Raw genomic sequence first — 26,453 nt, forward strand, 5'->3', positions numbered from 1 at the left:
TCATGATAACTAAATCAGCAAAAGGCCATTTAAGGCGAATAACCCTTAGGGAAACAGCGGTGAGCTTGCTATCGATACCTTTACCAGAACGCATTGAAAAAGCATTACAAGATAGGCGACAACTTGAGTCAGTGGGTATTTATTTTGCGCCAATTCGTCATCATAGCCCTGCGTGTGCATACAGCACACTGTCTTTGATTGAGCACATAAAACCCGATTACGTTTTAATTGAAGGGCCTGATAGTTTTAATGGGCTACTGACCAGTTTGCTACATCATGATACTCAGCCACCTGTCGCTATTATGGCGCAAACAGAGTTAAAAACCACACAGGAGGATGATAAAAGTGACGCCGTCACTCGCTCTGCCTATTTTCCTTTTTGTGAATATTCTCCGGAATGGCAAGCTTTGCACATAGGCCAGCAATACCAAGCCCAATTACGTTTTATTGATTTACCATGGACAGCACAAGTTAATGAAGATGAAGCCAATGATCTGCAATCTCAAAGTTTGCAGAAAGAGCGCTACTTAGCACATAGCTTGTTTATTAGCCAGCTTGCGAAAAAAAGTGGTTGCCGTGACCATGATGAATTATGGGAACAGATTTTTGAATTACGAGCAATTGAACAGCTCGCAGATTGGCCAGCCTTTTTTATGGATAGCTTTATCTGGTGTGCTCTGGCACGACTTGATTATGAACCCCAAGTCCTTGAGTCAGAAGGTTCCATACAGCGTGAGCAATATATGCAGTCGCATATCCAAACCATTAAAGCCCAACATCCGGAAGCTAAAATTGTCGTGGTAACGGGGGGATTCCATACCCTTGCGCTACTTGAAGGGTTGGAAGAAGTGCGCAAACAGCAGTTTAAGCTTTCTGCGGCACAACAAAAAGCGTTTACCCAACAGCAAAAACTGGGCGAACAAGACAAGGCTTGGTTTATTCGCTATAGCTATGACAAACTCGATGCATTGAATGGCTATGCATCAGGGATGCCTTCCCCCGCATTTTACCAGCAGTCGTGGTTGTCATTATTAGAGCAACGCCAAGCCCAGATGGCAGGCGACAATCAACCTACACAAGCTTATCGAAATCGTTTAGGTGTTGCCTATCTGTCTAAAGTTGCGCATGTCTTACGTGAAAAGCAATTTGAAGCCGCTCCTGGCTTTCTATCGGTTAAATTGGCCGCAGAGCAAAGCATTCGTCTTGCCGCCTTTCGTGGGCATGCAGGCCCTGGGCGCTATGATCTGTTAGATGGGTTACAAAGTGTTTTTATCAAAGGTAGCTTAGATGAAAGCCAAATTGAGCTTTGGCAGGAAATAAAAACCTGTTTCTCTGGCTTTTTACTCGGGAAAATCCCCAAAGGGACAGCAACGCCTCCGCTGGTCACTGAAACTTATGAAATCGCAAAAAGTTTTCGTTTCAAACTTGATGACACCTTAAGTAAGGTGAGTCGCTTAGATGTCTATCGTAGTCAACAACATCGTGCGCGTAGCCGATTCCTGCATTTATTAGCATTTCTCGATATCCATTTTGCTAAGCATCTATCTGGGCCAAACTTTTTTTCTGGTAACCAAATGGATTTATTGTTTGAAGAATGGCAATACGCGTGGACGCCCAATGTTGAAGGGGAATTAATTGCCTTATCAGAACAAGGAACGCAATTAAAAGCTATTGCCCTAAACCGTTTGTTTGAAATGGAGAAAAATCTAGAACAGCAAGGTGTTAGTCGTTCAAGCGAAAGTGCGGTCGGGTTACTCATGCAAGCAGCATTGATTGGGTTGCATCAACGGATGCCGGCATTATTTTCCTTGTTAGATGGTTATATTCAACAGGATACAAAGTTTGCGTCATTGATTGCGTGTGGTCATAAACTTGTTCATCTGTGGCGGGGTCGCCAATTCTTTGATATTGACGATGGTTTTGCTATCGAAGCACGTTTAGATGCCTTGTTGCAACAAGCGTTTTATTGCTTTGCACAAATTACGCAGGGGGATGAACAGCAGCAAGAACCCCATTTCTCAGCCTTGCTTTCTTGCCGTGAATTAGTCACTTTCATGCCTGAAATCAATAAAAATCATGATTATGCCATTGATTTTTATCAGGAATTAGACCGCTGTCAAGGTCAATTAAACCATACGCCACTTTTAAAAGGTGCGGTGGATGCTTTGCGCTATCTCGGGGCAAAAATAGATGAATCCGTTCTAACAGAAGAGATTAAGCGTGCGTTCAGCTCCGGTAGTGATCCTGAAATGGCCATTGGCTATTTTATTGGTGTGATGCGAACCGCACCCGAGTTAGTCTTACGCATACCATTACTCATTGATATGTTAAATCAGTTACTTAGTGAATGGGATGAAGGGCGTTTTATTCAAGTGTTACCCGATTTACGGTTTGCATTTAGCCAATTAACGCCTAAACAAAATGCACAAATGGCACAATATGTGGCACAAGACTTAGCGATTGAGGCAAAAGAACTCACACTGCACCAAACCGAGTTTAATGAGCAACAAATGATGCAAGTTATTCAACTCGAACAACAATTACAAAGCCAGCTCACTGAATTAGGGTTACAAAGTTGGTTTGCTCGCGCTCAGGAAGGTAAATAATGAGTCAAAAAAATGTCACATTAACCCCTGAACAACTTCTACTGGCTAAGCGCTGGCGTTTAATACTCGGGCAATATGCCGATAACGCACTTGGCCAAGCCACCTTCAGTGCTGAAGAGTTGAAAATAGAACGTTCTTTGGACTTTTTGTATCGAAGAGAATACCAACGTCGAGGCTTAAAGCAAGAAACTGGACGTCATGGTTCTTTAGATGCTTCCCAATTGACCGCGGTTAATTGGTTAAACCAAGCCCGTAAATTGTTTCCTAATAGTACCTTTGAGCGGATGCAATCTCAGGCTTTAGAACGTTATGAGATCAGTAGTTTGTTAAAGGACCCACAAGCGCTAAATGCCATGGAGCCGACAAAGTCCCTCGCAAAAGTGTTGTTAAGCTTACGCGGGAAGATGAATGAAGAAACCCGTGATGCCGTTAAAAATATTATACGCAAAGTCGTGGATGATATTCTAAGTCAAATACGTAACCAATTTCGCCACGCACTAACAGGACGACGTAACCGCTTTCAACGTTCACTGGTCCCAAACAGCCGTAATTTTGATTGGCGAGGGACGATTGCCGCTAATTTGAAAAATTACGATAAACAAAATCAACGGTTAGTGATAAAAACACCTCATTTTAATTCTCGTCAACAACAACATTTACCGTGGGATGTGATCCTGTGTGTTGACCAAAGTGGCTCGATGGCGAGTTCTATTATGTATGCGGCCGTGTGCGCGAGTATCTTAGCGGCATTACCGACTGTACGCGTGTCTTTGGTCGTTTTTGATACTCAAGTTGTTGATTTAAGTCACCTTGCACAAGATCCTGTTGAAGTGTTAATGACCGTGCAATTGGGTGGCGGAACGGATATCGCTAAAGCGATGCAATATTGTGAAAGTTTGATACGTAACCCAAAACGCACGGTGATTAGCTTAATCAGCGATTTTGAAGAGGGTGGCGCGCTGAATCATTTGCTCAATTGCACACAACGTTTGCATAGCCAACAAGTGAAGTTGTTAGGTTTAGCCGCGTTGGATGATGAAGCACTTCCCGTTTATGATCCTGAAATTGCCCAAAAACTCGCTGATAGAGGGATGCATGTTGCTGCATTAACCCCGGAACATTTTGCTCAATGGTTAGCTGAGGTCATGCAATGAGTTGGAAAAACAGTTATTTACAGTATGACGAGGATGCATTAGCCGTATTTGCGAATGTGGGGTTACTGAGACGTGCCCGCAAAGATGTTGAAAATCAAAAGGTTAACCCAACAGACTTAGACGCTGGAACATTTACGAGTGATGGTCAAAGCGTTTCTTTAGATGCGCAAGGGATCCAAAAAGCCACTTGTGATTGCCCCGCAACAGGGTGTTGTAAACACATTTTGGCGGCAGTTTTGTGGATACAGTCGAATGCAACCACAGAAATTGATCCAGCAGAGCCGATAGCGAGTGAAACGGTACTAAGCGAATTATTCGCACTGCAACCAGAGAGCTTAATCAAACAAGCAACTAAGCCTGATATGCGTTTAGCGTTTAGATTTATACAGGAGTGGCAAGAAAAAGAATTGGTTTATGAAGCGCAATCCAACCAGTTAAAAATTAGTCTGCCAGAATATGATGAGCCAATTATTTATATGCGTAATAGTGGCTTACAGGGCATGATTTCATCTCTACCCGAAAAACAAAAAAATGCGGTTCATCTCGCTATTATTGCAAAATTGAAGCTTCAGCATGGCCAAGATTGGCATTGGCCAGAAGAGTTAACCGCAGGTCAAGTGCATCAACAGGGACTTAGCCAAGACGATAAAGTGGTGATGGGTTCCATCGAACAATTTATTCAGGATATGTTACGGCAAGGACTGTCACATATTAGCCAAAGCAGTGCTAGCCAGTTGCAATTACTGAATATGTCAGCACGAGCTGAAGGGCTGCCTCGCTTAGCTAATGATATGAGACGCCTTAGCCAACAAGTTAAGCGCTTAGCTGACAAACATTTTACGATGGATGAAGGGCAAGTTTTGCGGTTAATTGCCGAGATATCAGCTTATTTGTACCAATTATCAGTAGCAAATGAACATCAGCTTATTGAACTCAAAGGGTTACAAAGACGGCAGTATAGCGATCAATCCATAGAATTTGATTTATTGCCTATTGATGCAAACTGGTGGAAAACCGAGAGTGGTGCGATTGGGGCTACATTGAGTTTCTGGGATCGGCAAAATAAAAAAATCATTCAATGCACGCAAGGTCGTAGTAATAGTCTTGACCCAACGTTTAATCGACAAAATGTTTGGCAAACACTGGCGTTATGGAAACATACAGCCGAAAGTTTGATGAAAACCCCCTTTAAATTGCATTCACCGCGGTTATCAGAGGAAGGTAAATTATCAGCCACTGGCGAAAGCTATGCGGTTAGCACTAAAGAAAAGGGGGTAACAACCAATGATTACCTTAACATTAAAGCTGAATTTGGTTATACCGATTGGCAGCTGGCGGCTAATGAATTGCCAACACTCACACAAGACAATCGGTTTTCCCCGGTTTTATTGCATATTGATGACTATGAGCCGCTCTATTGGGATGAAACAGAACAATGTGTCTTATGGGCGGTGACTGACGCACAACAAAATCGGGCATTTTTACGGTTAAACTGGCAAGGGAGTGATGACCATAAAATTGAAGAATTGCGGTTTATTACGAAACAGCAATGGCCAATTTGTGCTGTGACTGTGCAGGTAAGTCATTCGCAAGAGGCGATCCAGTTGGTACCCAAAACGCTATGGTTAAAAAAGGAACACGGTATTGAGTTGTTCTACTTAGACTTTGAAAGTACACCACGTAAGAAACAACGTTCAGGCTTTTTTAATAAAATCATCGAATATATGGCGAAAAAGCAGCAAAAAAGCCAAGTTTTTGTGCCTGAATTAACGTTGGCTAGCCAGCTTGTTCGGCCAATACTTTCAGTATTGGAAACGCAAGCGTGCACAGGAAGGCAATGTTTATCCCAAACACAACAAAATGAAATTGCGTATGTTATTAGAACGCTAGAGGATTTGGGGGCTCTTTGGTTGGCTAATCAATTCAAACCCTTGATTGCCTCCAGTGACTTACAACCCCAAGTACTATTACAGTTAGTCTATTTATGTGACCGTTTTGAAAAGTTACAAATGCCATTGCCTTTTCAATTTAACCAATAACATAAGGGGGAGTAAGATCACTCCCTCATTATGTATCAACAGTGTGTTACTTCTCATTAGACTCAAATGACGCTAAGAATGTCCGCAGTAACTGATCTAATGCTTGTTGTTCTTGTTGCGATAATTTAGCAACGAGGCGGGCTTGGTTTTGTGTATGTGCTTCAATAAGTTGGTTGATTAGCGTTAAGCCTTCGGTTGTTAGTGAAACCAAAAAACCGCGGCCGTCATCAGGGTTGGCATGGCGGCTGACTAACCCCGCTTTTTCTAATTGGTCTATTCGGTTGGTCATCGTCCCCGATGTGACCATCAACGTCGACAGCATTTCCCCCGGGCTCAGTGTATAAGGGGCTCCTGCTCGGCGTAATGTCGCAAGCACATCGAAGCTTGAACGGTTAAGGCCAAATTGCGTGAAGACCTTTTCCATTTCACGAGTTAAGTGAAACGCGACGTTACCCAACCGGCCAATTAACCCCATTGGGCTAATATCGAGGTCAGGACGTTCTCTTTCCCACTGTTGAGTGATTTTATCTATTCTATCCATAGGCAAATAATGGCGGTTATTTATCTTGACGTCAAGGTAAAATGCACATATCTTGACGTCAAGATAAACTGAAAGAGCAGAAATATGAATCGACTAACGGTTTTAGGGTTGACGGCATTAGCACCGATTGTGTGGGGAAGTACATATTTAGTGACAACAGAAATGTTACCCGCTGGGATACCATTAACATTGGCGGTATTGCGGGCTTTACCCGCAGGGTTGCTATTGATACTCGTGCTACGAAAACTACCTGAGGGTATTTGGTGGTTACGTGTAGTGATATTAGGTGTTTTAAATTTTTCTCTATTTTGGTGGTTATTGTTTATTGCTGCGTATCGCTTACCTGGTGGTGTGGCTGCAACGGTTGGCGCTGTACAGCCATTAATTGTTTTATTTTTAAGTCGTTGGTTGTTAAATAGCCGTTTATCACCAGTTTCTATTATGGCATCAATTGCAGGGGTATTCGGGGTGGCGATATTGCTTTTAACACCGAATGCGGCTTTAGATCCGCTAGGCATTATTGCAGGGTTAGCTGGCGCATTTTCAATGGCGGCGGGAACGGTATTAAGCCGCCGCTGGCAGCCACCCGTCAGTGCTTTAACCTTTACTTCATGGCAATTAACTGCGGGAGGGTTAGTTTTATTACCCTTTGCCATTGTGTTTGAGCCAGCTTTGCCAGCATTGAGCTCATTAAATTTAATTGGATTGGGGTATCTAACGCTTATTGGTGGAGCATTAACTTATGCCTTATGGTTCCGTGGGCTTGCAATACTAGGCCCAAGTTCAGTTGCGTCTCTTGGGTTTTTAAGCCCTGTGAGCGCAGTAGTTTTGGGGTGGTTTTATCTCAACCAACAACTTAGCACCTTGCAATTTATTGGTATGATTGTCATTTTACTCAGCGTGTGGGCGAGCCAACGAGCTGAAACAAGAAAAGTGACTTTAGCTTATCAACGTTAAAGTAAGCTCTGTAGGTTCCTCATTGCCTATAAGTTGTTCATTGTCTGTAAGTTGTTAACTAGATGCAATGAGCAACTTTTCCCTGTGTTAATATTCATTAGAGTATTCATGCGGTCTATAAATAAGTGGCTAATATGTTATTTCCTGATGAAGATAATACGGTGCAAATTGCACCCGAAGCTTTTTTACTCAAAGGGTTTTTACTGGGGCAAAGTGATGCACTATTGCAGTCATTAAACAACGTTATTGCTGCTAACCCATTAAGGCACATGGCAACCCCAAATGGCTATCAAATGTCTGCAGCAATGACTAACTGTGGTGAGTGGGGCTGGGTAAGCGATGAGAAGGGATACCGCTATCGTAGGCGTGACCCTGTCACTAATGAACTATGGCAACCTATGCCTATTCCATTTGTTCAATTGGCAATTTCTGCTGCGAGCACCGCTGGCTTCGATCATTTTATCCCAGATGCCTGCTTAATTAACCGATATGCAGTTAGCGCTGCAATGTCATTGCACCAAGACAAAGACGAAGCCGATTTCACTCAGCCGATTGTCTCTTTTTCTTTAGGATTACCAGCCACCTTTGATTTTGGTGGGGCAACACGAGATGCGCCTAAAGTCGCTGTTTATTTAGAACATGGGGATGTTTTGGTCTGGGGAGGCCAGTCACGGCTGAATTATCATGGAGTACGTCGTATTAAACCAGGTGTACATCCGTTGTTAGGGCCTTATCGCTATAATTTGACGTTTAGGCGTTCTCAACCCTAAATTCACCTTTTACAGTATGCCGATTTATCAATTAAATAGACCATGAATGACTTAATATTTCATTTCAGTAGATTAAATAATATTAATCGTTAAATTTGGTATTTATATAGAAAAAATATCATTGAATAATAAATTGGATACACCTATAAATGATGATTATAAATTAATATAACTAGGTATTGGTAGGTAAGTGAATGTATAGCTTTTTAAATGATTATAATGAGATAGCTCACCCTGCAGTTATGCAGACTTTAAATGATTTATCAGGGAAACGTTTCAAAGGTTATGGCACTGATGAGGTTTGTAGCAGGGTCGCGGCTCAAATTAGATTAAGGATTGGCCAACCTAGTGCTGATGTTCATTTCTTTAATGGCGGTACAATTACTAACCTGTCAACGATTTCCCATGTATTACGACCTCACCAAGCGGTGATCACCGTGGAGAGTGGCCATATCGCAGTCCACGAAACGGGGGCAATTGAAGCAACAGGCCATAAAGTCATTACCATTGACTCACCATCAGGTAAATTAACCCCCGCACATATTACTAAAGTGTTATCTGAGCATGGTGATGAACATACTGTCCAGCCTAAGCTTGTTTATATCAGTAATTCAACCGAAATTGGCACTGTTTAATGATGATTTGTATTTTAAGTTGGGAAGCCACCTTAATGAGATGGCATCACAATTAGCTTCATTTTTTACCGAAAAGGGCTTCCAGTTTCTTGCGCCTGTAGAATCAAACCAAGTTTTTGTTATTTTTCCCAATGCATTGGCGAATAAATTATTAACGCACTACCAGTTAAGCTTAATTTGTAAGCCGACACCGGAAACCACCTGTATTCGCTTTTGTACCTCATGGTCAACAACTCAGCAAGATGTAGATAAATTAAAGCAGACTTTCCAAGCTTTACTTTAGGTAATTATCATCCCAATAAATATTTCCGATATTTCGCCTATATTTATTGGGTTTTATTTATCATGATGGCGGCATATTGATGACGTTAATGAGCAATTTGCCATGCCTTGGACTTTTTCCCATCCTGCGGTTGTTTTTCCGATTAAACAAAGTCGATTTGGGCGCTTTTTAAGCTTGCCTGCTTTAATTTTAGGCAGCTTAAGCCCAGATCTATTTTATTCAATGATGTGGTACTCGGCAGCGACTATGGCTCATGACTTGATAGGCTGGTTATATACTGGCTTACCATTATGTTTACTCATCACTATTTTTGTACAAAAAAGTGCTTTTTTTCTCCACTATGCTGTGCCATTTCCCCTAAAAAGCAGAAGTGTAAGCTCACTTCGACAATTCTGTATTGTCGTGCTTTCTTTTTATATTGGTGCCGCAAGCCATATTATCTGGGATGCTTTTACTCATCAGTCGGGGGCTTTTGTTCGGCACGCTGAATTCTTGCAGCTTGTCGTATTTAACATGACAGATAGCCAAGAAATTGCTATTTATAAATTACTACAACACCTTGGCTCTTTATTGGGGGCGTTGTACTTGTTGATAAAATACAAGCAGTTCTACCGTCGGCAATCTGCAGTTCAGCAGCAACAGTATGCGAAAAAATTAATGGTATTGCTCAAGATTGTCATTATTTCAGCGTGTGTTTCCTTACCATTTGCTTATAATTTAGCCATGAAAGGGGATGCGCTTAGTTTTAATCGCTTTGTATATTTAGAACTGACACTGCTAGTGCCTGTTTTTTTTACAGCAAGTATATTGTTTGCACTGATAAAATATCAGCGCCAGCGAAAGGCAATGCAGAGTTAGCCTTTCGTGAGTAATAGCCCTGATAACATGATATCGATGGCAGCGATACTTTTCTTTAATCGCTGTTGGCTATCACCTTGTGAAATCCAATAGGCCGCTTCAGCGAGACCTCCATTAATCAAAAAAGCCAATGCGTGGGTATCAATATCTTTAATAATGTCTTTTTTGGCGAGCTCATAGAGTAAACGTTCAATCTGTTCGGTACATTGCAAGTTTGATTTAGCTAAGAAATCGCCTAATACGGCTTTCGCGTCACGCAAAATAATTTGTTGATATTCGGGCTCTAATGCCATTTCTAAGTAAGCATGACAGCGCTGACAAAAACTGTTCCATAGGTCTTCAGTATGGTGAGTAATTGCTTGTAAACGTGCATTCATTTGTGAGTCGATTTGCTCAACAACGGCAGTAAATAAGCCTTGTTTGTCGCCAAAGTGGTGGTAAAGGGCACCACGTGTGAGATTGACACTTGCTGCAACTTCATCCATTGAAGTTTCTGCATAACCAAGCCGGCTAAAGTGCTCTCGCGCTGTAGTTAGCAAATTCGCACGTGTTTCTGCCATTTGCGCTTGTGTTCTTCTTGCCATAAAAACTCTCTTACATACAGGGCGTATAATTATTTACATTCAATGTGTATGATTATATCATGATTATACATACACAAAGTATGTATAATCAAATTTCATATTGGAGCTCATATGATAGGTCGCTATCAGCAGTTATTTCAGGCAAAAGAAAACCAACGCTTTGTGATAGCAGGGTTACTGGCGCGTTTATCGTTACCGATGATGGGGATCGGGATCATTACCTTGTTAGCACAGCTAAAAGGGAGTTACACCTTGGCAGGGCTTGTTTCTGCAACTTTTGTATTAACGTATGCGCTGCTATCTCCACAAATTTCCCGTTTAGTGGATAAATATGGCCAATTTCGCGTCTTGCCAGTGGTGACTGTTATCAGTGTGCTCGGTGTGTTTATTATCATCATAACAACGTGGTTATCGTTACCTGATATCGGTTTATTTATCGGTGCATTGCTGACGGGTGCAATGCCTAGTATGTCGGCGATGGTCAGGGCAAGGTGGACTGCGCTGTACAAAAATCAGCCTATATTACAAACGGCATATTCATTAGAAACTGTATTTGATGATGCGACTTTTATTGTTGGCCCTCCGTTGTCTGTCGGGATCACTGTCGCTTTATTTCCCCAAGCAGGCTTGCTGGTGGCAGCAGTTTTATTAGCCGTGGGAATGGCTTTGTTTATTTCACAACGCAGCACTGAACCTAAAGTCGTAGCATCTGATCATCTTGTAATACCGAATAAATCAATCATTTCAATGGTTGGGTTGCAGTTATTGATTGCACTGATGATTGCTTTAGGTGTGATTGTCGGCAGTGTGGATATTTTGAGTGTTACTTTGGCTCAATTACAACAGCAACCGGCGATGGCCAGTTTAGTGTTATCGGCCTATGCAGTCGGTTCATGTGCAATGGGGATTGTTTTTGGGGGGTTAACCTTTAACACGCCTTTGCCTCGCTTACTATTCCTCAGCGGCTTAATGACGTTTCTTTCTATTGTGCCGATGTGGTGGGTCGTCGGGGTTTATTCTCTATCTGTGGTGGTGTTCATTTCCGGGTTGTTCTTTGCCCCGACGATGATCATTGCAATGACATTAGTTGAGAAAATTGTTCCGCAAAATAAATTGACAGAAGGAATGACCTGGTTACTCGCTGGGTTAAATATTGGCGTTGCTATTGGCGCGATGTTAACGGGTAAAATGGTGGATACTTATGGCCCTTATGCCGGTTATGCTGTTGCGATATCTGGTGGTATTTTCGTTTTAATTTCAACATGGTTGAGTTACTTACGCGATAAAACCCAACAAAAAATAGCAGTTGAATGCGAAAATGGCCATTAAAAACAACGAAAAAATAAACCATGTAGTGATAAAATCATAAAAAATAATTTAATGAGGTAATCCAATGCATTCTCCTGTCTTTCGTGCCGCTACACTTGATGATGTCGACCGTTGTTATGCGATTGAAGTCGGATCCTATGAAGGGGATGAAGCCGCAACAAAAGAAAAGATAGCAACACGGATCCAACAATATCCAGATGGTTTTTTATGTATGGAATTAGCAGAGGAAGTGATTGGCTTTATTAATTCAGGTTGTGCATGGGACGTTATGATGTCCGATGAAGAATTTAAAGAGCTTATTGGACATGACCCACAAGCTCCAAATGTCGTCATTATGTCAGTGGTAGTACATCCCAAATACCAAGGTAAAGGGTATTCATCTTTACTGATGAAAGTGTTTATCAATTCTATGAGAGAAATGAATAAAGAAACAATTCATCTAATGTGCAAAGAACGTCATATTGATCTGTATAAGCATTTTGGCTACCAATATGTTAGACCGTCAGAATCCGACCATGGCGGAATGACGTGGCATGAAATGGTGATGAAACTGTAAAATCTATTTTCTTAAGCCTGTGATTTTGTTATCTGGTATCATATTTCATTATATATAATCACTATTTGGGAAGTCATAATGATAATTTGGGTTGATGCGGATGCATGTCCAAAAGTAATTAAAGAAGTTTTATACCGTGCGGCAGATAGAGAAAAAGTGCAAATAACATTTGTTGCAAACCAGCGTTTAACGGTACCACCATCACCTTTTTTAAAAACTTTGCAGGTGCCCGCGGGCTTTGATGTCGCGGATAATGAAATTGTATTGCGAGCTCAAAAAGATGACTTAGTGATCACAGCCGATATCCCTTTAGCCGCAGAGGTTATGGAAAAGGGTGCGAATGCATTAAATCCTCGAGGGGAACGTTATAGTGAAGCGACTATTCGTGAGCGTCTTAATATTCGTGACTTTATGGATACGATGAGAGCCAGTGGCATCCAAACGGGAGGGCCCGCAAGTTTAAACCAGAAAGACAGGCAGCAATTTGCCAATGAGTTAGATAAGTGGTTGTTACAACGTAAAAAAGCATTAGCGTCATCATAGGTCGGCACATTTTCTGATTTAAGCTCAGAAAATGTGCATAGCAAAACAGAATTACACTCTATACCGTGTCTATAATGGGTAACCTTAAATTTTTTGAAGAAAAATGATGGACCCATTACACAGCATTATCATCACACTTTTCTTATTTATACTGACCTTTTTTAATCCTGGGGCAAATTTGTTTATTGTGGTACAAACCACATTGAGCTCAGGTAAAAAAGCGGGGTTAACTTGTGGTTATGGCGTGGTGTTAGGCAATGCCATTTATTCAGGGCTCGGCTTATTTGGTCTGGTCACATTAATGGCGGAATTCGGCTCATTATTTTCAATCATTAAGATCCTTGGTGGCTTATATTTACTTTATTATGCAGTAAGTGTGTTCACTAATAAAACGCAACTCAATCTGTCCACCGAAAATACCATGGAACGTTTTCCTTCAGGTGTCTATTTTAGGCGGGGCTTGATTTCTGATTTATCAAACCCACAAACGGTTTTATTTTTTATGAGTATTTTCTCGACGACTATTTCGCCTTCAACACCACTATGGGCCAAGTTAGTCATTTGGATGGGTATTGTTATTGCGTCATTAATTTGGCGAATTATTTTATGCCAAACATTTTCTTTAACTTCTGTGCGTAGAACTTATTCACGGGTTCATAAAGTTGTCGGTAAAGGCGTTGGGGTAATTTTAGGGGCATTGGCAACAAGGCTGATTTACCAAGGTGTCAGCGAACTGGTTATAAAAAAATCACCGTTCTAAATTGATTAATGATAGATCCATTAATCAATAAAATAGCCTCAAACCCAATAAAATGAAGCTATTCACAGTAGAAAAATGACTGATTATTGATGGGTTAACCAATGTTCAACTTCTTGATAATTACCGCGAAAGACGATGCGCTGCTGTTTTTTACTCAACTGATAGCGATACATTGGGTCGTAATACTCATTCAACAATGGGACTAACCACGAAAAATGTGTTCGGGTATCGCCAGTTATTTTCTGGTCCGCTAAAGCAAGCTCAAGTAAATGAGTCAATTCGATTGTACGTTGTGATCCTAAACGTTTACGAATGGCAGACAAACCATGGTGCAGGTAGTCGCTATATTCCTGCCAACCGCGTTCAAAACCAAAAGCTGCTAAAAAGTCTTGAGTCATACGGTCAAAGTATTCATATTTTAAACGCTCAAGACGTAGTTCAAAAGGGTCGTCAATAATAGCGATGGGCGCTTTTTCCATTTGTGTACGTAGTTCAAGAGGTAGGCTATTTGCCCCAATGGCACGCCCTTCATCCTCCAGTACCCAGCGTTGGCAATGTTGAGCTTTTTTCAATAAGCTGACCGCTAAATAATTTTCAAAAGTGGCTTGGGAATACTGCTGCTGTAACGTACGGCCAAACGAAGAACCTCGATGATGCGCAAGACCTTCTAAATCAATTCCGTTCGCTAAGTGATGAACTAGGGTGGTTTTACCATTACCTGTACAGCCTCCCACTAAAATGATAGGGCGTTGCACCAATTCATTGATAGCATCAATTGCTGTTTGTCGTAATGTCTTATAACCACCATTGATGAGAGGATATTCAATATCCACCTCTTTTAACCACGATTGCACGATATGTGACCGCATTCCTCCACGTGCACAGCAAATATAGCCATGAGTATTTTTTTTACAGGCCTCTTTCCACGCAGTGATCCGAGCCATTTTAATGTCTCCACTGACAAGCTGGTGGCCTAGTTCAACGGCTTTCGCTGAACCTTGTTGTTTATAGCATGTACCGACTGCAGCGCGCTCATCATCATTCATCAAAGGCAGGTTAATGGCATTAGGCATTGACCCTTGCTGAAATTCGATAGGCGCTCTGACATCGATGAGTAGTGTGTCAGTGATTAAAATTTGGCGAATATTTTGCGAAGAAGTGGTTAATTCCATAATAACAGCGAGATTCTTTAAAGTTGCAATAGGATTACTATACTCTTAATCCCATTGCTTAGCATTAATGTTAGGTTTAAAAGGATGGTTAGTATTTTACTACTTAATGATGATATATTGTTGGTAGGTATTTTAATGTGAGTAAGGGGTAATACTATGAAGATGCTAACGATTCAAGAGATGACCGAAACTCAAAAAATCCAAGTACGAACTAGGCTCGCACAAGAAAGGAAAAAACTTGGCCGTGAATTAACAAATTCCGAGCAGAGCAAGGTAAGAAAACAAATTATTACCGAAATATCTCAAGAAGTCGAAAAACAAGCGAAAAAATTACGCGCAGAAAAGAAAAAAGATAAATTAGTTCCTAGTGATGCAAGTTACAGTTGGTCTTCTCAAAATCACAAAAGAGGGTATCGCTAATTTTTAATCAGAGTGTTCCGCTAGTGATTTGTATTAAGGAATTGTAATTTTATGCCATTCAAATCATTTAAAGACCTCAAAAATGAAAAAGATTGCGTTATTATTATTGTTATTCAGTAGCTTAACTGTCGCAAAATCCAATTATCATGGGAAACCATCCCGTAATGATTCTGTTGTTGTGCATGTTTGCGCTTTATCTCCTTTTTCTAACTTTTATGCAGAAGCTGCAATGTCTGAACAAACTGCGCGACACAAAACCTCTCGGCGTTGTGAATTAGGACAAGGGCAAGGCAGTATTTTCTGTAAAGCTCAAGATGCAAAATGCAGTACCAGCAAATTATCGTTTGGTGATCAATATATTGAAGAAAGTCTGATTGTCTACGCTAAATCGTGGCAAAAGGGCGATTATATTGAAGTATTTGATGATATTCCGTATCTTTCCCGCCACCATTTCGCAGATAAAATAGCTTCTTATACTATCCCTGATGGCTGGATGGTACGTTTTTACGAAGGCGATAATTATACTGGCAAATACCATACCGAAATGGGTGGTTCGCACAATACATTGGGCTATAGCCAAAAAACCCGCTCAATTAAAATTATTAAACGGCAATAACGTCAAAGGCCAGTGTGTCTGGCCTTATTGCTCTCTTTTTTTATCGACGGCCTGATTGAAATTAACTTTTTTATTTTGATTGCGGATATGCTCTTTAATTTCTTTTTCTAAAAGTGGTAAATCACCCGTACAAATTTTATCCAGCAACACATGGTGTTCTTGGGTAATTTCTTCCATTGGCTTAGTGAATGTTGATATGCCAATAATAATAGTGAGCTGTTTTGCTACATTTTCCCATAACGACGTTAATGTTTTATTACCGCTTAGTTCACACAATGTACGGTGAAAATGGACATCACTGAGAGAGAAAAGATAGTTATCCTCGAGTGTCGCAGCTTTGGTCATTTGGTTAATACATTCGGTTAGTTCGTCAATGCATTGCTTATCTAAATGCTTTTTCTGAGAAATAAACCTTCTAATAGCATGTAATTCTAATAAGACCCGTACTTCGATAAGCTCATCAAGGCGTTCTTCCGAAACTGGAGCCATACGAATACCTTTAAAAGGCTCATTGATAACAATACCTTGGCTTTCGAGAACTCGAAGGGCTTCCCTAACAGGAACTCGACTTACGTTCATTTTTTCCGCAATTTCTTTCTCGACAATACGATCACCAGGCAAAATATAGCCACGTGTGGCGGCTTCAACTAACCTGTCAACCACATCGTCAGTCAGTGTTCTTGCTTTAATAGGCTGCCAGTAATCATTTTTTGCCGTCCCACCTAAAAAAAGGTTTTTTTTACTATCAGTCATCGTAAATGCCTATAAAATTTTTATTAATCAAATAGTAATGATTTTAGATATTCAAATTTTGTTCTAATAAAATTATCACATCATCAAATCATAGACCACAAAAAACATAGAAATAACAGTCATACGTTATTTAGACCAAACTCGATGCAGATCACAATTAGAACGATTGAATATTGTATACAATCTTACAATCTAGTTTAATGCACCCAATTGATAAGCCGTTATTGAAAGAAAAGTGAAGGAAAAAATGATGGATAAACGATTGGAAGACATAAAAATTACTGAGATTGTTGCAGTTCCACTATTTGGAGAAAGCCCTAAGGGGGGCTGGTCAAATGAAATAAAACCAGAAGATCCTATTCATGCCATCATTGCGGTTCATACTGACGCAGGTATTACAGGCTATGGCAGTGTATTTACTGATGGTCGCTTGGTTGAGGCAGCTATCCCAGTGCTAGCTTCTTTATGTATTGGTGAAAGCGCGTTACAACCAGAGCGAGTATCTGAAAAGTTAAGACAGAATACTTTTTGGATGGGTCGTGGAGGAACTCTTACACACACAATTAGCGGGATCGACATTGCACTGTGGGATATTTTAGGTAAAGCAACAGGGCTGCCGGTGAGTACGCTATTAGGTGGTAACTATAGGTCAAAAGTCCAACCTTACTGTTCGTTGCTGATGGAAAAACCAGATGTTATGCACAAGGTGATCCTAGAATATAAATCATTAGGATTTAAAGCATTTAAAATAGGTTGGGGACCTTTTGGCCGCTGTAATGATCAACAATTAGACCGTGCAATTGTCGAAGCTGCAAGGGATGCTGCAGGGCAAGATTCCCAACTATTTGTTGATGCAGGAGCGAGCGATGCATATTGGCCGAATGGCTTAAAATGGGCAATCCAAACCTCACATATGTTAGCTGAATATCAGGTGGGTTGGTTTGAAGAAGCTTTGCGGCCTGATGATATTGAAGATTTCAAAGTACTGCGTAAAGAGAGCCCTGTAGCGATTGCTGGTGGTGAAGTATTGACTCGCCGTCAGGCTTTTTTGCCATGGTTATCGCAAGGAGCGTTTGATATTGTTCAGCCGGATGTGACGAAGGTAGGCGGAATTTCTGAACAACGCCGAATCGCGTGGCTAGCGGATGAGTTTGGCGTGAAATATGTTGGCCATGGCTGGAATACCGCAATGGGGCTTGCTGCTGATTTACAAATGGCGGCCGCTTTCCCACAAGTGGATTATGTCGAATTTATTGGTGGTAGCCAATATATTGATGGCATCGTTAAAACGCCTTTCAAAGTTGATGAACAAGGGTACCTCACAATACCTAATACACCAGGTCTGGGTATTGAGTTGGATATCGAGAAACTCGCTAAATTCACGATAAATCCTGAACGTTTATTTAAGTAACTAAAGTTATTAGCCAGAAAGAAGCCTCTTTCTGGCCTCCATTTATATAAAGGTCTGGTTACTATGAAATATAAAAATAAAGGTACAAAAGTCAGATTTTCGATAGCAATTTTAATGACACTCGCAATTGTTATTAATTATCTTGATAGAACGGTGATGTCAGCAGCAGCACCAACGATCTCTGCAGAGTTACAAATATCCCCAGAAATGATGGGGTGGATTATGTCTGCCTTTTTTCTTAGTTATGCTCTTTGCCAAATTCCGGCTGGCTTTATTGCAGATAAATATGGACAAAGAAGAACATTGGCAGGGTCTGTATTATGGTGGTCACTAGCTACCGCAGCAACAGCATTAGCTAAAACACCGTTGAGTTTTATTTCAACGCGTATTTTAATGGGAATGGGAGAGGCAGGGGCTTATCCGTGTAATAGTGGTATTGCAGCAAAATGGTTCCCGGATAGAGAACGCGGTAGGATCACGGCATTATTTGATAGTGGCTCAAAATTTGGTACTGCTTTTGCTATGCCATTAGTGGTGTGGATTATTGCTAAATGGGGTTGGGAAGCGGCATTTATTATTTGTGGAGCCCTCGGTATTATTTGGGTATTTGCTTGGCTTAAGGTTTATCACGATCCTGAACAACACCCTAAAATTAGTGCTGAAGAACTTGCTTATATTAGAGAAGGACAAGTTAAAAAAGAGGGTATCGATAATATCCAACCAATGAAATGGTACCAATTAATTCGCTATCGTAATGTTCAAGCAATGTGTATTGGTTTTTTCATGTTGGATTATGCTATCTATTTCTTTATTACTTGGTTTCCCGCTTATTTAATGATGGAGCGGGGGATGAGCCTTGAAGAAATGGGTTTTGCAGCAATGCTTCCACCATTATGTGGTATTGCAGGGCAATGGTTGGGCGGTTGGGTTACTGACTATTTATTTATCAAATATAATAATGTCAGCCTTGCACGTAAAATTCCGATTGTAGGGGGAATGTTAATTGCCACGAGTATTGCATTTTCAGGCTTAGTTGAATCAGTTACGTTAATGATGACATTATTATGTTTATCTTACGCAGCTCTTGCATTTGCCGCATCTGCCATTTGGTCTTTACCAGGAGATGTTGCTCCACGCAATATGACTTCAGTATTAGGCGGCATGCAAAGTGCCGTATCTAATTGCGGTGGAATATTAGGCCCAATAGTGACAGGGTATATTATTGCAGCTACGGGATCATTTATATGGGCCTTAATTGTTTCTGGGATTGCTTGTGCTATCGGAGCTTTGGTTTATTTAATTATGTTAAGAGATATTAAGCCTATTGTTCCCATCGAAAGTAATGAAGAAAAGTGCATTAATATAAAATAAATAACCGCAGAACAAAAACGTTGGAATTCAAGTAATGTTTATTTTCGATAAGACTATAAATGCCAAGAATATTTCGCCTGGAACATCACGGAAAATATTTCATGGTAGTGAAAACATGATGATAGCAAAGGTATTGCTAACAACAGGAACAGTTGGTGAACTACATGAACATCCTCACGAACAGATGAGTTATATCGTATCTGGCTCATTTAATTACCGTGTTGGTTTAATAGAAAATAGAGTCAATAGTGGTGATGTTATTTATATTCCATCTAATGAAAAACACCAATGTGAATGTTTAGAGAGCGGGGAAATATTAGATATATTTGTCCCGATGAGAAAGGACTTTCTTATAGAGAATTAAAATTTTTCACTGTATTATCAAGCGGCAACGTTCTGTTAGCCGCTTTTCTTCATTTATTGATTATGGTATTTCAACAGATAAAAGGAATATTCCTGAATATTCATTTGGTGGAATATCTTTTGTTTTAATTAATTGGCTAGAAACCTGAAACTGTTTTTGGCTAAATGCATCAACATGTAGCGTTGTTTCAGGAGAACCATCAATATTAATTTCTGATTCCAGGCCATCTGCAATAAATATAACATTATCGCCATCAAGCCCAGCTATCGCTGTAATTTTTACATCTGTTGTTTCTGTACAGCTCACTCGAAAATCAGTAGATACCTTATTACCATTTAGTGAGCTATTAGATAATGTGCCATGATCTAAATAATCAGGCCCTTCAATGTTACAGTTAATATTAGTTGGAGTTAATGGAGAGCACAAGATAATTGGATTATTCGCTGTTTGTGCTATTTGCATCTTTTGTCGATATAAGATCCCTAAATTAAAACAGAAGCCTACTCCTGGCTTTCTTGGGTAAAACTGCCAACGGCCTTGTATTTTTCTATTCAATAAATTGCCTTTTTCTAGCGCTCTGGCAACCTCGCTAAAGGTGACGGGTTTTTCATCCCAGGAATTTCTTTCAGTCAATCTAACGGAATGGGTATCAAAACTGACAATGTGCGAGTTTCCTGCACCATAGCTACCATCAGCATAGGTTCCCCATGAACCGAGTTCAATGTCACAAGGGCAGGAACCAGAAGCCTGCATGGCCATTGGACGATTATCATGTTCTAGATCACCACGTAGAATATACCTAGCTTCGATCCATGCACCATAATCAGCAACGAACTCACCTTGAGCAGCAAATTCGGCATGAGCACCTTTTAAAGGTGAAACAAGCAGTAAAATAGCAAAAATAAATTTTTTCATAATATTCTTATAAAATGTGTTATGCATAATAAATATTAAAAGTTGTTGTAGCTGTGAAGTCACCAAGCTGAATACTTTTATTATTAATAGCGTCCTCTTCAGCTAAAATATAGGCTTTAAAGGCAATGATGGTGGGAAAACCATTTTTAGTATCTATTTGTAATGGATAATGTTCATTTAATTGTACTTCACCATGCTCATTCATTAATTTGATGCCATAGCCTGCACTTCCGTTATCGCTATCAATTGCTACAGCACCTTTGATATTAGAGTTTTCGATTCCAGTGAAAGCCATCGAGTAGGAGAAGTCAGGTAAATATTCACAATCAGAGAGAGTGATATCAAATGGTTGCATGACATCTTTTTTTTTGTAGAGATCTTTATCACTGATTTCATTAAAAGGTACAATTAAATCGGAGTCACTATTAATATTGCAGGGTATGGCATTCCTCAGTACACCTGAAAAATTAACTTGGTCGGCTGATACGATATTTGCCGTTAAAAAACACAGTAGGGTAAATACTTGTTTTTTCATTGGTATGCTACCGTTAGTGTGGCATTTGCAGTAAATGCTCCTGCGTGTACACGTGCTGAGCTTGAACTGCTCTTCACTAAGCTGGCTTTTAGGTCTGGCGTATCGTGATCTGAATGATAAGTATATGAAAAATCTGAATTTATCTTTAATGAATTAGAACCTTGATAAAGTTGTAATGCGATATCATCTTGCTCATTAATTGCCAATAGGTCTTTGTCAAAATCAGAGGGAGCCCCATCAAAGCTAAAAATGACATCAGTTCCAGACGAAATTCCATTGCATTCCCATTCAAAATCAATGTCTTGAATGTAGGTTTTCCCATCTTTTGTGGGCACGAGAGCTACAACTAAGTCATCCCCAAAATCAATATCAATAGGGCGGTTATTGTTGATAACACAAGGCACGCCCTCAATTAAACGCCCACTAAAATTAACGGGTACTGCCGATGCCGTATTTATTACGATGATAAATAACGGTAATAAAAAGTGTCTTGTTCTCATAATAAATATCCTAGTGGTATCCCACAGTAAGTGTCGCGGCCGTAGAAAACTCGCCACCAACAGGTCGAATTCCATTTGCTAATGCTAATTCAGCAGTTAAGGCAGGTAAGTTTGAGTCATTATCTATGTAATAACGACTTCCTATCACCATAGGTTTATTATCAATAAATAATTTGATATTAAGCCCAGGTGTATCTGCGACATCAAGGCTGTTTGCTGTTTCACCTTGAACACCATCAAAAATGAGATATAGTTCATCAAAATTAGAATCGCAATATAAGTCATAATCAATGACTTCTATGTACTTCCCAGAATCTATTTGAGATATGACAATATCATCACCAAAATCCACAAAAATTGCTTCATTATCGTTTAAAACACAACCACCGGATAACACATTCACTTTTACTGTTACAAATTTGCCATCAGCCCATGCATAGAGCGATATAAATAACAATAAACTGAAGCATAGAAACTTTGATATTTTAAACATTATGTTACCCATCTTTTGTAAAGAATATTACTTTATTTGTTGTGTTTGGCATTGGGTTGCTGAACAGTTATAGGGTAAATAGACTTGGCCACCATAGTCGTTGATATAATTAATAATAGGGGCTGTTCCGAGTTGTTCGGCACTAATTGATAATTTTTTCTCTGCAAAAGGTTCGACATCGGTTACTGTAAAACCCGCTAATTTTTCTGCCGATTGGCTCTTTTTAATGCTATTTAAAATAATAAAGTAGGGTGTTGGGTTTTTTGCATAAACACCATCACTTTTTTTAATCAAGATAAGCTTGTTTTGCCATGGAGAATTTCTCATTTCGGTTGAATCCATGACTAGTGAAGCAGGGCGATAAAATAATTTGACTCGTGTTTGAAGTGCAATTTGTAATACATTACTTTTTTTACTTGTTGGTGGAATTTCTCGTAAATTAAAGAAAAATAAACTTTCTCTATCCTGAGGTAATTTGCCTATATCAGGTAAAGATTCAATACGTAGTTGACTTGTTTGTCCTGCGTTTATACGTTGGATGGGTGGTAATATAGTGAAGTAAGATGTGAGTTTGTCACCTTTAGCATCCTGTAGCCACCCTTGGGCTAAATAAGGTAACTGAGGGTTTTTGTTACTTACAGTTAATGACACTGAGTTATTATTTCCATCAAAAATAATTCTGGTTCTGTCCATTGAAATAGCTGAATACGCCTGAGCTGCCATTAAACTACTTAATAAAAAAACGGATATTTTTTTCATCATGATTGATTACCTTCAATGAGTTTTTATTAATTACAGGATAATAATAATTTGTCATAAACATTGTGTTCTTCAATATTTTCTGGAAATTGAATTACACACTCAGAACCTTGCCATGAAACATTCATTGTCTCTCCAGCACGGATCCCTCCAATATATGCCTCACCTTGGTCACCAATAATACCAGTAACCTTTCCATCTTTATTCTTAATATCTGAGGCAAAAGGTGGATAGCTACCATCTTTTAGTCGTACTACCGTCATTAATTTTAAACCATATATGACATCAAAGTTGCGGTAACCAATTGCACCCTCTGTTAACGTCGATTGTGTTACTGATTCAGCAACTTCAACATTCTTAGGGAGTTGGTTAATATCGATAACTAAGTTACTTTTATAGTAGCTATTTAAATCAGGCACAATTGCTGTGCCAAAATAATTGGAACGTATATGGCTACCATTATATTTAATAGGAACGTCTTTAACACCGTTTGTATCAACAATAATACGGGTTCCGCCTAATGCAGTGATAGGGTGGAAACCAGATCCATAACTTGTTAATGTCATTCCACCTTGCAATGTCGATGAAACATTTATTGAACTATTACTAATATAGTTAAAACTTGAATTAAAATCAGTATTGTTCCCTTTATGGGAATAATATCCACTAAGTAAAGCACTATGCCTGTTGTTACCGACACTGAGAGAAGCGTTATTTTTTGTATCAATTCGGGTATTTGCGGTCAGTTTATTTGTATTGTCATTCTTTCCGTTATACGTTGAGTAGTTAATGTTTGTTCCACTGGAGAAAGGAACTGAAATACTCATGTATGCACCGTTATCACGGTAACTCTGCATTTTACTGCTAAAAATATTAATGGATAGGCCGACATTACTAAACATATCGGTATCTGAGTACTTTGAAAATGTTAGGTTATATCGATGACTATTTGGCCTATTCCAATAAGTCTGGTGGTTATAGCTTAAATTCATCGATGAACGCCAATCAGTAAAATTTTTACTCATTGAAGCGGTATACAAGTTTTTATTAAAGCCAGTGTAAATAAATTCGTGGTCATTATTATAATTAATGAAGTCTGCCATGGTCATAAACTCACGGTCAATGACTCTCTGTGTCGATAACATCAACTGGCTATTTTGTTCTTGAATGCTTTTATAATAATCGATTTTAATCGATTTCCCTTTATGTGTTGATTCAGAATTTATTGATGAAATAGATTGAGTTAAAGAGGTTGATACTGCACCAAATTGAGATAAGTCGCGACCAATACCAATAGAAAAAGCATTGTAGTCATGACTATTTATTGCTCCCCCAAAAAGAGACCAACCATTATTTACCCCCAAAGATATTTCACTCTGCGCAAATAGGTCGCCATCAATATGGTGCCTTAAATCTGTTGGTCTACCTGTACTTATTTTATAACGAATCGTTCCGGGGCGAGACAAAAAGGGGACATTTGTCGCTTCAACTTCGAATTCCGAGATGCGCCCATCACTTTCTTCAACTACTACTTGTAAGGTTCCTGAAATACCACTATTCAGGCTTTGAATTCTAAATGGCCCTGCGGGTACTAGACTTTCATAAATAATGCGCCCATCTTGGCTGATTTTAACAATCGCATTTGTTTCTGCAAAGCCAGTGACTTCTGGAGCATAAGAGCGTAGATTGGGTGGAAGCATATTGTCATCAGATCGCAGAGCTATACCTGTATATTTAAAGCTATCAAACAAATCGGACTGTAAATAATCTTCACCAACAATTAGTTTTGCTTTTAAGCCTCTTACTGCACGGTATGCATAAATATTATTCCACTTTAGCTCTTTTAAATCATCAGCTTTATTGGTTTGAATATGGTTATAGGTTCCTTGCCAGTGCCCACGAATTCGCCAACTATTTAAATTAGCGCCAATAACACCTAACCCTGAAAGATATATTGCATCGTTTGTATAGTTGTTGCCAAGGCTATGATTATATTGCGATGTCAAGCTGTAATCCGAAATAACGCCAGTGATACCATCTTCCCAGCGTGAGGCAGGCTCCCAATCAAATGTTGAATACTCTTGGTACATTTTGGGAATATTGATTGTTAATGAGTTATTTGATAGCTCAGGTTTTGCAGTCATTCCCGATAAGCTCGCTATGGATAAGCAGGTTAGCTCATCGACTTTTTGCCATTCCAATGAACTTAATGCTGATTTATTGAGGTTGAATTTTTCAACAATATCAGGGGTTAAGCAAGCTTCTGATTTTTCACCATCTAAGCTTACAATATGGATTTTTTCTTCGGGCAAGTGTGTGTTATTGATATAAATTTTTAACGGATAAACGCCAGGAACAATATATAAATCACGAGAGAATACCGCTAAGTTGATGTTTTCTCTATCTTCGGCATTCAAAATATTAATGTTGAATTGAATATCATCTTCATCTGCAAATGAGATGAAACTGTGTAATATGATAAATGACAAAATTACTTTTTTCATAATAGCAGCGTAATTTTTTTCAAAAAGCACAGAAAATATCATGTTATTTTTCTTCATTCTAATGCCTTTATCTTATTAAGCTGAGGCAACGGGTTGTCATTACCTCAGCTTATTGCTATCGATAATTAAATTAATTATATGAAAGCACGAAATCTGTTACTGCTTGGAACTCGCCAGGTACAATTTCCACTGGACCTTGTTGACCCGTTGGAGTACCTAAACCTTTAACGTATGCCGCAAACTGCAATGTGTTCGTTTGCTCTTGTAATTTATGACTAGAATTAGTGGTTTCATTTAAAACGATAGGTGAGTTATTGCTATCTACTATTTGAATTCCTGCACCTGAAGCCGTTCCAGTAATTGCTAATAATGACTTTGGATCATTTGTTGCAGCGGCACCGCTAAAAGTGACATTAACGGATTGCTCAGTTTCTAACGTACAATCAATTAATTTAATATCAAACATTACTGGTGAAGATTGACCATCTGATTTGCCATTATTACTTAATACAGAATCAGCAACCTGGCCTAAATCTACTGTTTGGTCTAATGATGCTGGATCAATAGAGCAGGGGGCACTAATAATACTTCCGGTGAATGTAACTTTACCACTACCATGATTAATAGGAGCAGAAAAAGCACTAAAGCTTATTAAACTTGTCAATGCTATACTTATAACTGACTTTGTAAGTTTCATAGGTAATTCCTCTAGTAAATATAAAAAATGGATTTTAATAAAATATAGAATCATCTCTTTAATCAGGGAAAGAATAGAATTAATAACTATCATTTGACTAATCGGCATGTATAAATAGTATACATACACTAATGCTAAGTAAAGGCAGTGTCTCCTATTAAAATTGTATTTTTTGATAGGTTATTATTCATTTCTTCTAAAAAACATCCAGCATGAATTAAAATTATCTTTTAAATCAAATTGTTAATTATTTTTATAAATGTTTTAAAATTTAAATTTTTTAATAGTGGAAAGTACTTACTTTCATTTTGTTACAGTTTTAATATGA

At 39.3% G+C, this 26,453-nt stretch carries 26 protein-coding genes and 1 pseudogene; 16 read left to right on the forward strand and 11 right to left on the reverse strand.

The genetic code is table 11. From position 1 onward, the window contains the following. Positions 1 to 59: 59 nt before the first annotated feature. Genes PSF67_RS14035 through PSF67_RS14045 form a run of 3 tightly spaced genes read left to right on the forward strand, consistent with a single transcriptional unit; the run spans position 60 to position 5,799 of the window. A complete protein-coding gene (locus PSF67_RS14035; RefSeq protein WP_272677145.1) occupies positions 60 to 2,606 on the forward strand; it encodes a DUF5682 family protein in 2,547 nt (848 codons plus the stop codon). Next, a complete protein-coding gene (locus tag PSF67_RS14040) occupies positions 2,606 to 3,760 on the forward strand; it encodes a VWA domain-containing protein (protein WP_272677147.1) in 1,155 nt (384 codons plus the stop codon). Before PSF67_RS14035 ends, PSF67_RS14040 begins: the two co-directional genes overlap by 1 nt. Continuing rightward, the gene (locus PSF67_RS14045) at positions 3,757 to 5,799 is read left to right on the forward strand and encodes an SWIM zinc finger family protein (protein ID WP_272677149.1); all 2,043 of its coding nucleotides are present in this window, start codon (positions 3,757 to 3,759) and stop codon (positions 5,797 to 5,799) included. The genes PSF67_RS14040 and PSF67_RS14045 overlap by 4 nt, the downstream gene beginning before the upstream one ends. Before the next feature lie 46 nt (positions 5,800 to 5,845). On the opposite strand, the gene PSF67_RS14050 is transcribed toward PSF67_RS14045, so the two are convergent. Beyond that, positions 5,846 to 6,340: a MarR family winged helix-turn-helix transcriptional regulator gene (locus PSF67_RS14050; RefSeq protein ID WP_166267404.1), complete on the reverse strand. Its 495-nt coding sequence runs from the start codon at positions 6,338 to 6,340 to the stop codon at positions 5,846 to 5,848. 84 nt (positions 6,341 to 6,424) lie between these two features. Here PSF67_RS14050 and PSF67_RS14055 point away from each other — a divergent pair, with 84 nt between their 5' ends. The 4 genes and pseudogenes from PSF67_RS14055 (at position 6,425) to PSF67_RS14070 (ending at position 9,843) form a co-directional block, all read left to right on the forward strand. After that, positions 6,425 to 7,297, forward strand: coding sequence for an EamA family transporter (locus PSF67_RS14055; protein ID WP_272677152.1), 873 nt, complete (start codon positions 6,425 to 6,427; stop codon positions 7,295 to 7,297). A 134-nt stretch (positions 7,298 to 7,431) separates the two neighbouring features. Then, a complete protein-coding gene (gene alkB / locus PSF67_RS14060) occupies positions 7,432 to 8,067 on the forward strand; it encodes a DNA oxidative demethylase AlkB (protein WP_272677154.1) in 636 nt (211 codons plus the stop codon). Between the two features lie 194 nt (positions 8,068 to 8,261). Then, a pseudogene (locus PSF67_RS14065) lies at positions 8,262 to 8,985 on the forward strand (threonine aldolase family protein). Positions 8,986 to 9,087: 102 nt separating this feature from the next. Continuing rightward, on the forward strand, positions 9,088 to 9,843 hold the full coding sequence (locus tag PSF67_RS14070) for a DUF4184 family protein (protein WP_272677155.1): 756 nt from the start codon (positions 9,088 to 9,090) through the stop codon (positions 9,841 to 9,843). On the opposite strand, the gene PSF67_RS14075 is transcribed toward PSF67_RS14070, so the two are convergent. Continuing rightward, on the reverse strand, positions 9,840 to 10,427 hold the full coding sequence (locus tag PSF67_RS14075) for a TetR/AcrR family transcriptional regulator (protein WP_195698711.1): 588 nt from the start codon (positions 10,425 to 10,427) through the stop codon (positions 9,840 to 9,842). The genes PSF67_RS14070 and PSF67_RS14075 overlap by 4 nt on opposite strands. A 111-nt stretch (positions 10,428 to 10,538) precedes the next feature. Here PSF67_RS14075 and PSF67_RS14080 point away from each other — a divergent pair, with 111 nt between their 5' ends. The 4 genes from PSF67_RS14080 to PSF67_RS14095 all read left to right on the forward strand — a co-directional run bounded on the left by PSF67_RS14080 (position 10,539) and on the right by PSF67_RS14095 (position 13,615). Continuing rightward, entirely contained in the window at positions 10,539 to 11,756 is a 1,218-nt protein-coding gene (locus PSF67_RS14080; protein ID WP_166267396.1) for an MFS transporter, read from the forward strand. 64 nt (positions 11,757 to 11,820) lie between these two features. Next, positions 11,821 to 12,312 carry a GNAT family N-acetyltransferase gene (locus PSF67_RS14085; protein ID WP_272677157.1) on the forward strand — a complete coding sequence of 164 codons (492 nt, stop codon included), beginning with the start codon at positions 11,821 to 11,823 and terminating at the stop codon, positions 12,310 to 12,312. A gap of 78 nt (positions 12,313 to 12,390) precedes the next feature. Further along, positions 12,391 to 12,855, forward strand: coding sequence for a YaiI/YqxD family protein (locus PSF67_RS14090; protein ID WP_102138560.1), 465 nt, complete (start codon positions 12,391 to 12,393; stop codon positions 12,853 to 12,855). Between the two features lie 106 nt (positions 12,856 to 12,961). Next, positions 12,962 to 13,615, forward strand: a complete 654-nt coding sequence (locus PSF67_RS14095; protein WP_102138561.1) for a LysE family transporter — start codon at positions 12,962 to 12,964, stop codon at positions 13,613 to 13,615. 83 nt (positions 13,616 to 13,698) lie between these two features. On the opposite strand, the gene mnmH is transcribed toward PSF67_RS14095, so the two are convergent. Beyond that, on the reverse strand, positions 13,699 to 14,787 hold the full coding sequence (mnmH, locus tag PSF67_RS14100; protein ID WP_272677159.1) for a tRNA 2-selenouridine(34) synthase MnmH: 1,089 nt from the start codon (positions 14,785 to 14,787) through the stop codon (positions 13,699 to 13,701). A gap of 156 nt (positions 14,788 to 14,943) precedes the next feature. Between mnmH and PSF67_RS14105 the strand changes: the two genes are divergently transcribed. Continuing rightward, complete coding sequence (locus PSF67_RS14105; RefSeq protein WP_102138563.1) at positions 14,944 to 15,207, forward strand: DUF3811 domain-containing protein; 264 nt, start codon at positions 14,944 to 14,946, stop codon at positions 15,205 to 15,207. 82 nt (positions 15,208 to 15,289) lie between these two features. After that, positions 15,290 to 15,823 carry a beta/gamma crystallin-related protein gene (locus tag PSF67_RS14110; RefSeq protein ID WP_102138564.1) on the forward strand — a complete coding sequence of 178 codons (534 nt, stop codon included), beginning with the start codon at positions 15,290 to 15,292 and terminating at the stop codon, positions 15,821 to 15,823. A 24-nt stretch (positions 15,824 to 15,847) separates the two neighbouring features. Here PSF67_RS14110 and PSF67_RS14115 read toward each other — a convergent pair whose 3' ends face one another. Beyond that, the gene (locus tag PSF67_RS14115) at positions 15,848 to 16,576 is read right to left on the reverse strand and encodes a GntR family transcriptional regulator (protein WP_102138565.1); all 729 of its coding nucleotides are present in this window, start codon (positions 16,574 to 16,576) and stop codon (positions 15,848 to 15,850) included. 247 nt (positions 16,577 to 16,823) lie between these two features. Between PSF67_RS14115 and PSF67_RS14120 the strand changes: the two genes are divergently transcribed. From PSF67_RS14120 to PSF67_RS14130, 3 genes are all read left to right on the forward strand, one after another. Further along, positions 16,824 to 17,987 (forward strand): mandelate racemase/muconate lactonizing enzyme family protein, encoded by a 1,164-nt coding sequence (locus PSF67_RS14120; RefSeq protein ID WP_232368172.1) that lies wholly within the window; start codon positions 16,824 to 16,826, stop codon positions 17,985 to 17,987. A gap of 63 nt (positions 17,988 to 18,050) precedes the next feature. Continuing rightward, a complete protein-coding gene (locus PSF67_RS14125; RefSeq protein ID WP_102138567.1) occupies positions 18,051 to 19,358 on the forward strand; it encodes an MFS transporter in 1,308 nt (435 codons plus the stop codon). A gap of 34 nt (positions 19,359 to 19,392) precedes the next feature. Next, positions 19,393 to 19,722: a cupin domain-containing protein gene (locus tag PSF67_RS14130; RefSeq protein ID WP_272677162.1), complete on the forward strand. Its 330-nt coding sequence runs from the start codon at positions 19,393 to 19,395 to the stop codon at positions 19,720 to 19,722. A gap of 60 nt (positions 19,723 to 19,782) precedes the next feature. On the opposite strand, the gene PSF67_RS14135 is transcribed toward PSF67_RS14130, so the two are convergent. The 7 genes from PSF67_RS14135 to PSF67_RS14165 all read right to left on the reverse strand — a co-directional run bounded on the left by PSF67_RS14135 (position 19,783) and on the right by PSF67_RS14165 (position 26,125). Beyond that, positions 19,783 to 20,637, reverse strand: a complete 855-nt coding sequence (locus tag PSF67_RS14135) for an MrpH family fimbial adhesin (protein WP_102138722.1) — start codon at positions 20,635 to 20,637, stop codon at positions 19,783 to 19,785. Positions 20,638 to 20,656: 19 nt separating this feature from the next. Next, the gene (locus tag PSF67_RS14140) at positions 20,657 to 21,172 is read right to left on the reverse strand and encodes a fimbrial protein (RefSeq protein WP_272677164.1); all 516 of its coding nucleotides are present in this window, start codon (positions 21,170 to 21,172) and stop codon (positions 20,657 to 20,659) included. Continuing rightward, the gene (locus PSF67_RS14145; RefSeq protein WP_102138570.1) at positions 21,169 to 21,672 is read right to left on the reverse strand and encodes a fimbrial protein; all 504 of its coding nucleotides are present in this window, start codon (positions 21,670 to 21,672) and stop codon (positions 21,169 to 21,171) included. Before PSF67_RS14145 ends, PSF67_RS14140 begins: the two co-directional genes overlap by 4 nt. Positions 21,673 to 21,682: 10 nt before the next feature. Further along, positions 21,683 to 22,165, reverse strand: coding sequence for a fimbrial protein (locus tag PSF67_RS14150; RefSeq protein ID WP_102138571.1), 483 nt, complete (start codon positions 22,163 to 22,165; stop codon positions 21,683 to 21,685). Positions 22,166 to 22,192: 27 nt separating this feature from the next. Continuing rightward, positions 22,193 to 22,927, reverse strand: a complete 735-nt coding sequence (locus tag PSF67_RS14155) for a fimbria/pilus periplasmic chaperone (protein ID WP_311136308.1) — start codon at positions 22,925 to 22,927, stop codon at positions 22,193 to 22,195. Between the two features lie 26 nt (positions 22,928 to 22,953). After that, entirely contained in the window at positions 22,954 to 25,428 is a 2,475-nt protein-coding gene (locus tag PSF67_RS14160) for a fimbria/pilus outer membrane usher protein (protein WP_272677166.1), read from the reverse strand. Positions 25,429 to 25,558: 130 nt separating this feature from the next. Continuing rightward, positions 25,559 to 26,125, reverse strand: coding sequence for a fimbrial protein (locus PSF67_RS14165; protein ID WP_102138572.1), 567 nt, complete (start codon positions 26,123 to 26,125; stop codon positions 25,559 to 25,561). Between the last annotated feature and the right edge of the window lie 328 nt (positions 26,126 to 26,453).

The sequence above is a fragment of the Providencia sp. PROV076 genome, from assembly GCF_028483405.1.
GTDB lineage: Bacteria > Pseudomonadota > Gammaproteobacteria > Enterobacterales > Enterobacteriaceae > Providencia > Providencia huaxiensis.

Bases quoted from the DNA above. Each gene is read 5' to 3' on its own strand.
- PSF67_RS14040 (WP_272677147.1), top strand. From the start codon at position 2,606: ATGAGTCAAAAAAATGTCACATTAACCCCTGAACAACTTCTACTGGCT.
- PSF67_RS14045 (WP_272677149.1), top strand. From the start codon at position 3,757: ATGAGTTGGAAAAACAGTTATTTACAGTATGACGAGGATGCATTAGCC.
- PSF67_RS14050 (WP_166267404.1), bottom strand. From the start codon at position 6,340: ATGGATAGAATAGATAAAATCACTCAACAGTGGGAAAGAGAACGTCCT.
- PSF67_RS14055 (WP_272677152.1), top strand. From the start codon at position 6,425: ATGAATCGACTAACGGTTTTAGGGTTGACGGCATTAGCACCGATTGTG.
- alkB (WP_272677154.1), top strand. From the start codon at position 7,432: ATGTTATTTCCTGATGAAGATAATACGGTGCAAATTGCACCCGAAGCT.
- PSF67_RS14070 (WP_272677155.1), top strand. From the start codon at position 9,088: ATGCCTTGGACTTTTTCCCATCCTGCGGTTGTTTTTCCGATTAAACAA.
- PSF67_RS14075 (WP_195698711.1), bottom strand. From the start codon at position 10,427: ATGGCAAGAAGAACACAAGCGCAAATGGCAGAAACACGTGCGAATTTG.
- PSF67_RS14080 (WP_166267396.1), top strand. From the start codon at position 10,539: ATGATAGGTCGCTATCAGCAGTTATTTCAGGCAAAAGAAAACCAACGC.
- PSF67_RS14085 (WP_272677157.1), top strand. From the start codon at position 11,821: ATGCATTCTCCTGTCTTTCGTGCCGCTACACTTGATGATGTCGACCGT.
- PSF67_RS14090 (WP_102138560.1), top strand. From the start codon at position 12,391: ATGATAATTTGGGTTGATGCGGATGCATGTCCAAAAGTAATTAAAGAA.
- PSF67_RS14095 (WP_102138561.1), top strand. From the start codon at position 12,962: ATGGACCCATTACACAGCATTATCATCACACTTTTCTTATTTATACTG.
- mnmH (WP_272677159.1), bottom strand. From the start codon at position 14,787: ATGGAATTAACCACTTCTTCGCAAAATATTCGCCAAATTTTAATCACT.
- PSF67_RS14105 (WP_102138563.1), top strand. From the start codon at position 14,944: ATGAAGATGCTAACGATTCAAGAGATGACCGAAACTCAAAAAATCCAA.
- PSF67_RS14110 (WP_102138564.1), top strand. From the start codon at position 15,290: ATGAAAAAGATTGCGTTATTATTATTGTTATTCAGTAGCTTAACTGTC.
- PSF67_RS14115 (WP_102138565.1), bottom strand. From the start codon at position 16,576: ATGACTGATAGTAAAAAAAACCTTTTTTTAGGTGGGACGGCAAAAAAT.
- PSF67_RS14120 (WP_232368172.1), top strand. From the start codon at position 16,824: ATGATGGATAAACGATTGGAAGACATAAAAATTACTGAGATTGTTGCA.
- PSF67_RS14125 (WP_102138567.1), top strand. From the start codon at position 18,051: ATGAAATATAAAAATAAAGGTACAAAAGTCAGATTTTCGATAGCAATT.
- PSF67_RS14130 (WP_272677162.1), top strand. From the start codon at position 19,393: ATGTTTATTTTCGATAAGACTATAAATGCCAAGAATATTTCGCCTGGA.
- PSF67_RS14135 (WP_102138722.1), bottom strand. From the start codon at position 20,637: ATGAAAAAATTTATTTTTGCTATTTTACTGCTTGTTTCACCTTTAAAA.
- PSF67_RS14140 (WP_272677164.1), bottom strand. From the start codon at position 21,172: ATGAAAAAACAAGTATTTACCCTACTGTGTTTTTTAACGGCAAATATC.
- PSF67_RS14145 (WP_102138570.1), bottom strand. From the start codon at position 21,672: ATGAGAACAAGACACTTTTTATTACCGTTATTTATCATCGTAATAAAT.
- PSF67_RS14150 (WP_102138571.1), bottom strand. From the start codon at position 22,165: ATGTTTAAAATATCAAAGTTTCTATGCTTCAGTTTATTGTTATTTATA.
- PSF67_RS14155 (WP_311136308.1), bottom strand. From the start codon at position 22,927: ATGATGAAAAAAATATCCGTTTTTTTATTAAGTAGTTTAATGGCAGCT.
- PSF67_RS14160 (WP_272677166.1), bottom strand. From the start codon at position 25,428: ATGAAAAAAGTAATTTTGTCATTTATCATATTACACAGTTTCATCTCA.
- PSF67_RS14165 (WP_102138572.1), bottom strand. From the start codon at position 26,125: ATGAAACTTACAAAGTCAGTTATAAGTATAGCATTGACAAGTTTAATA.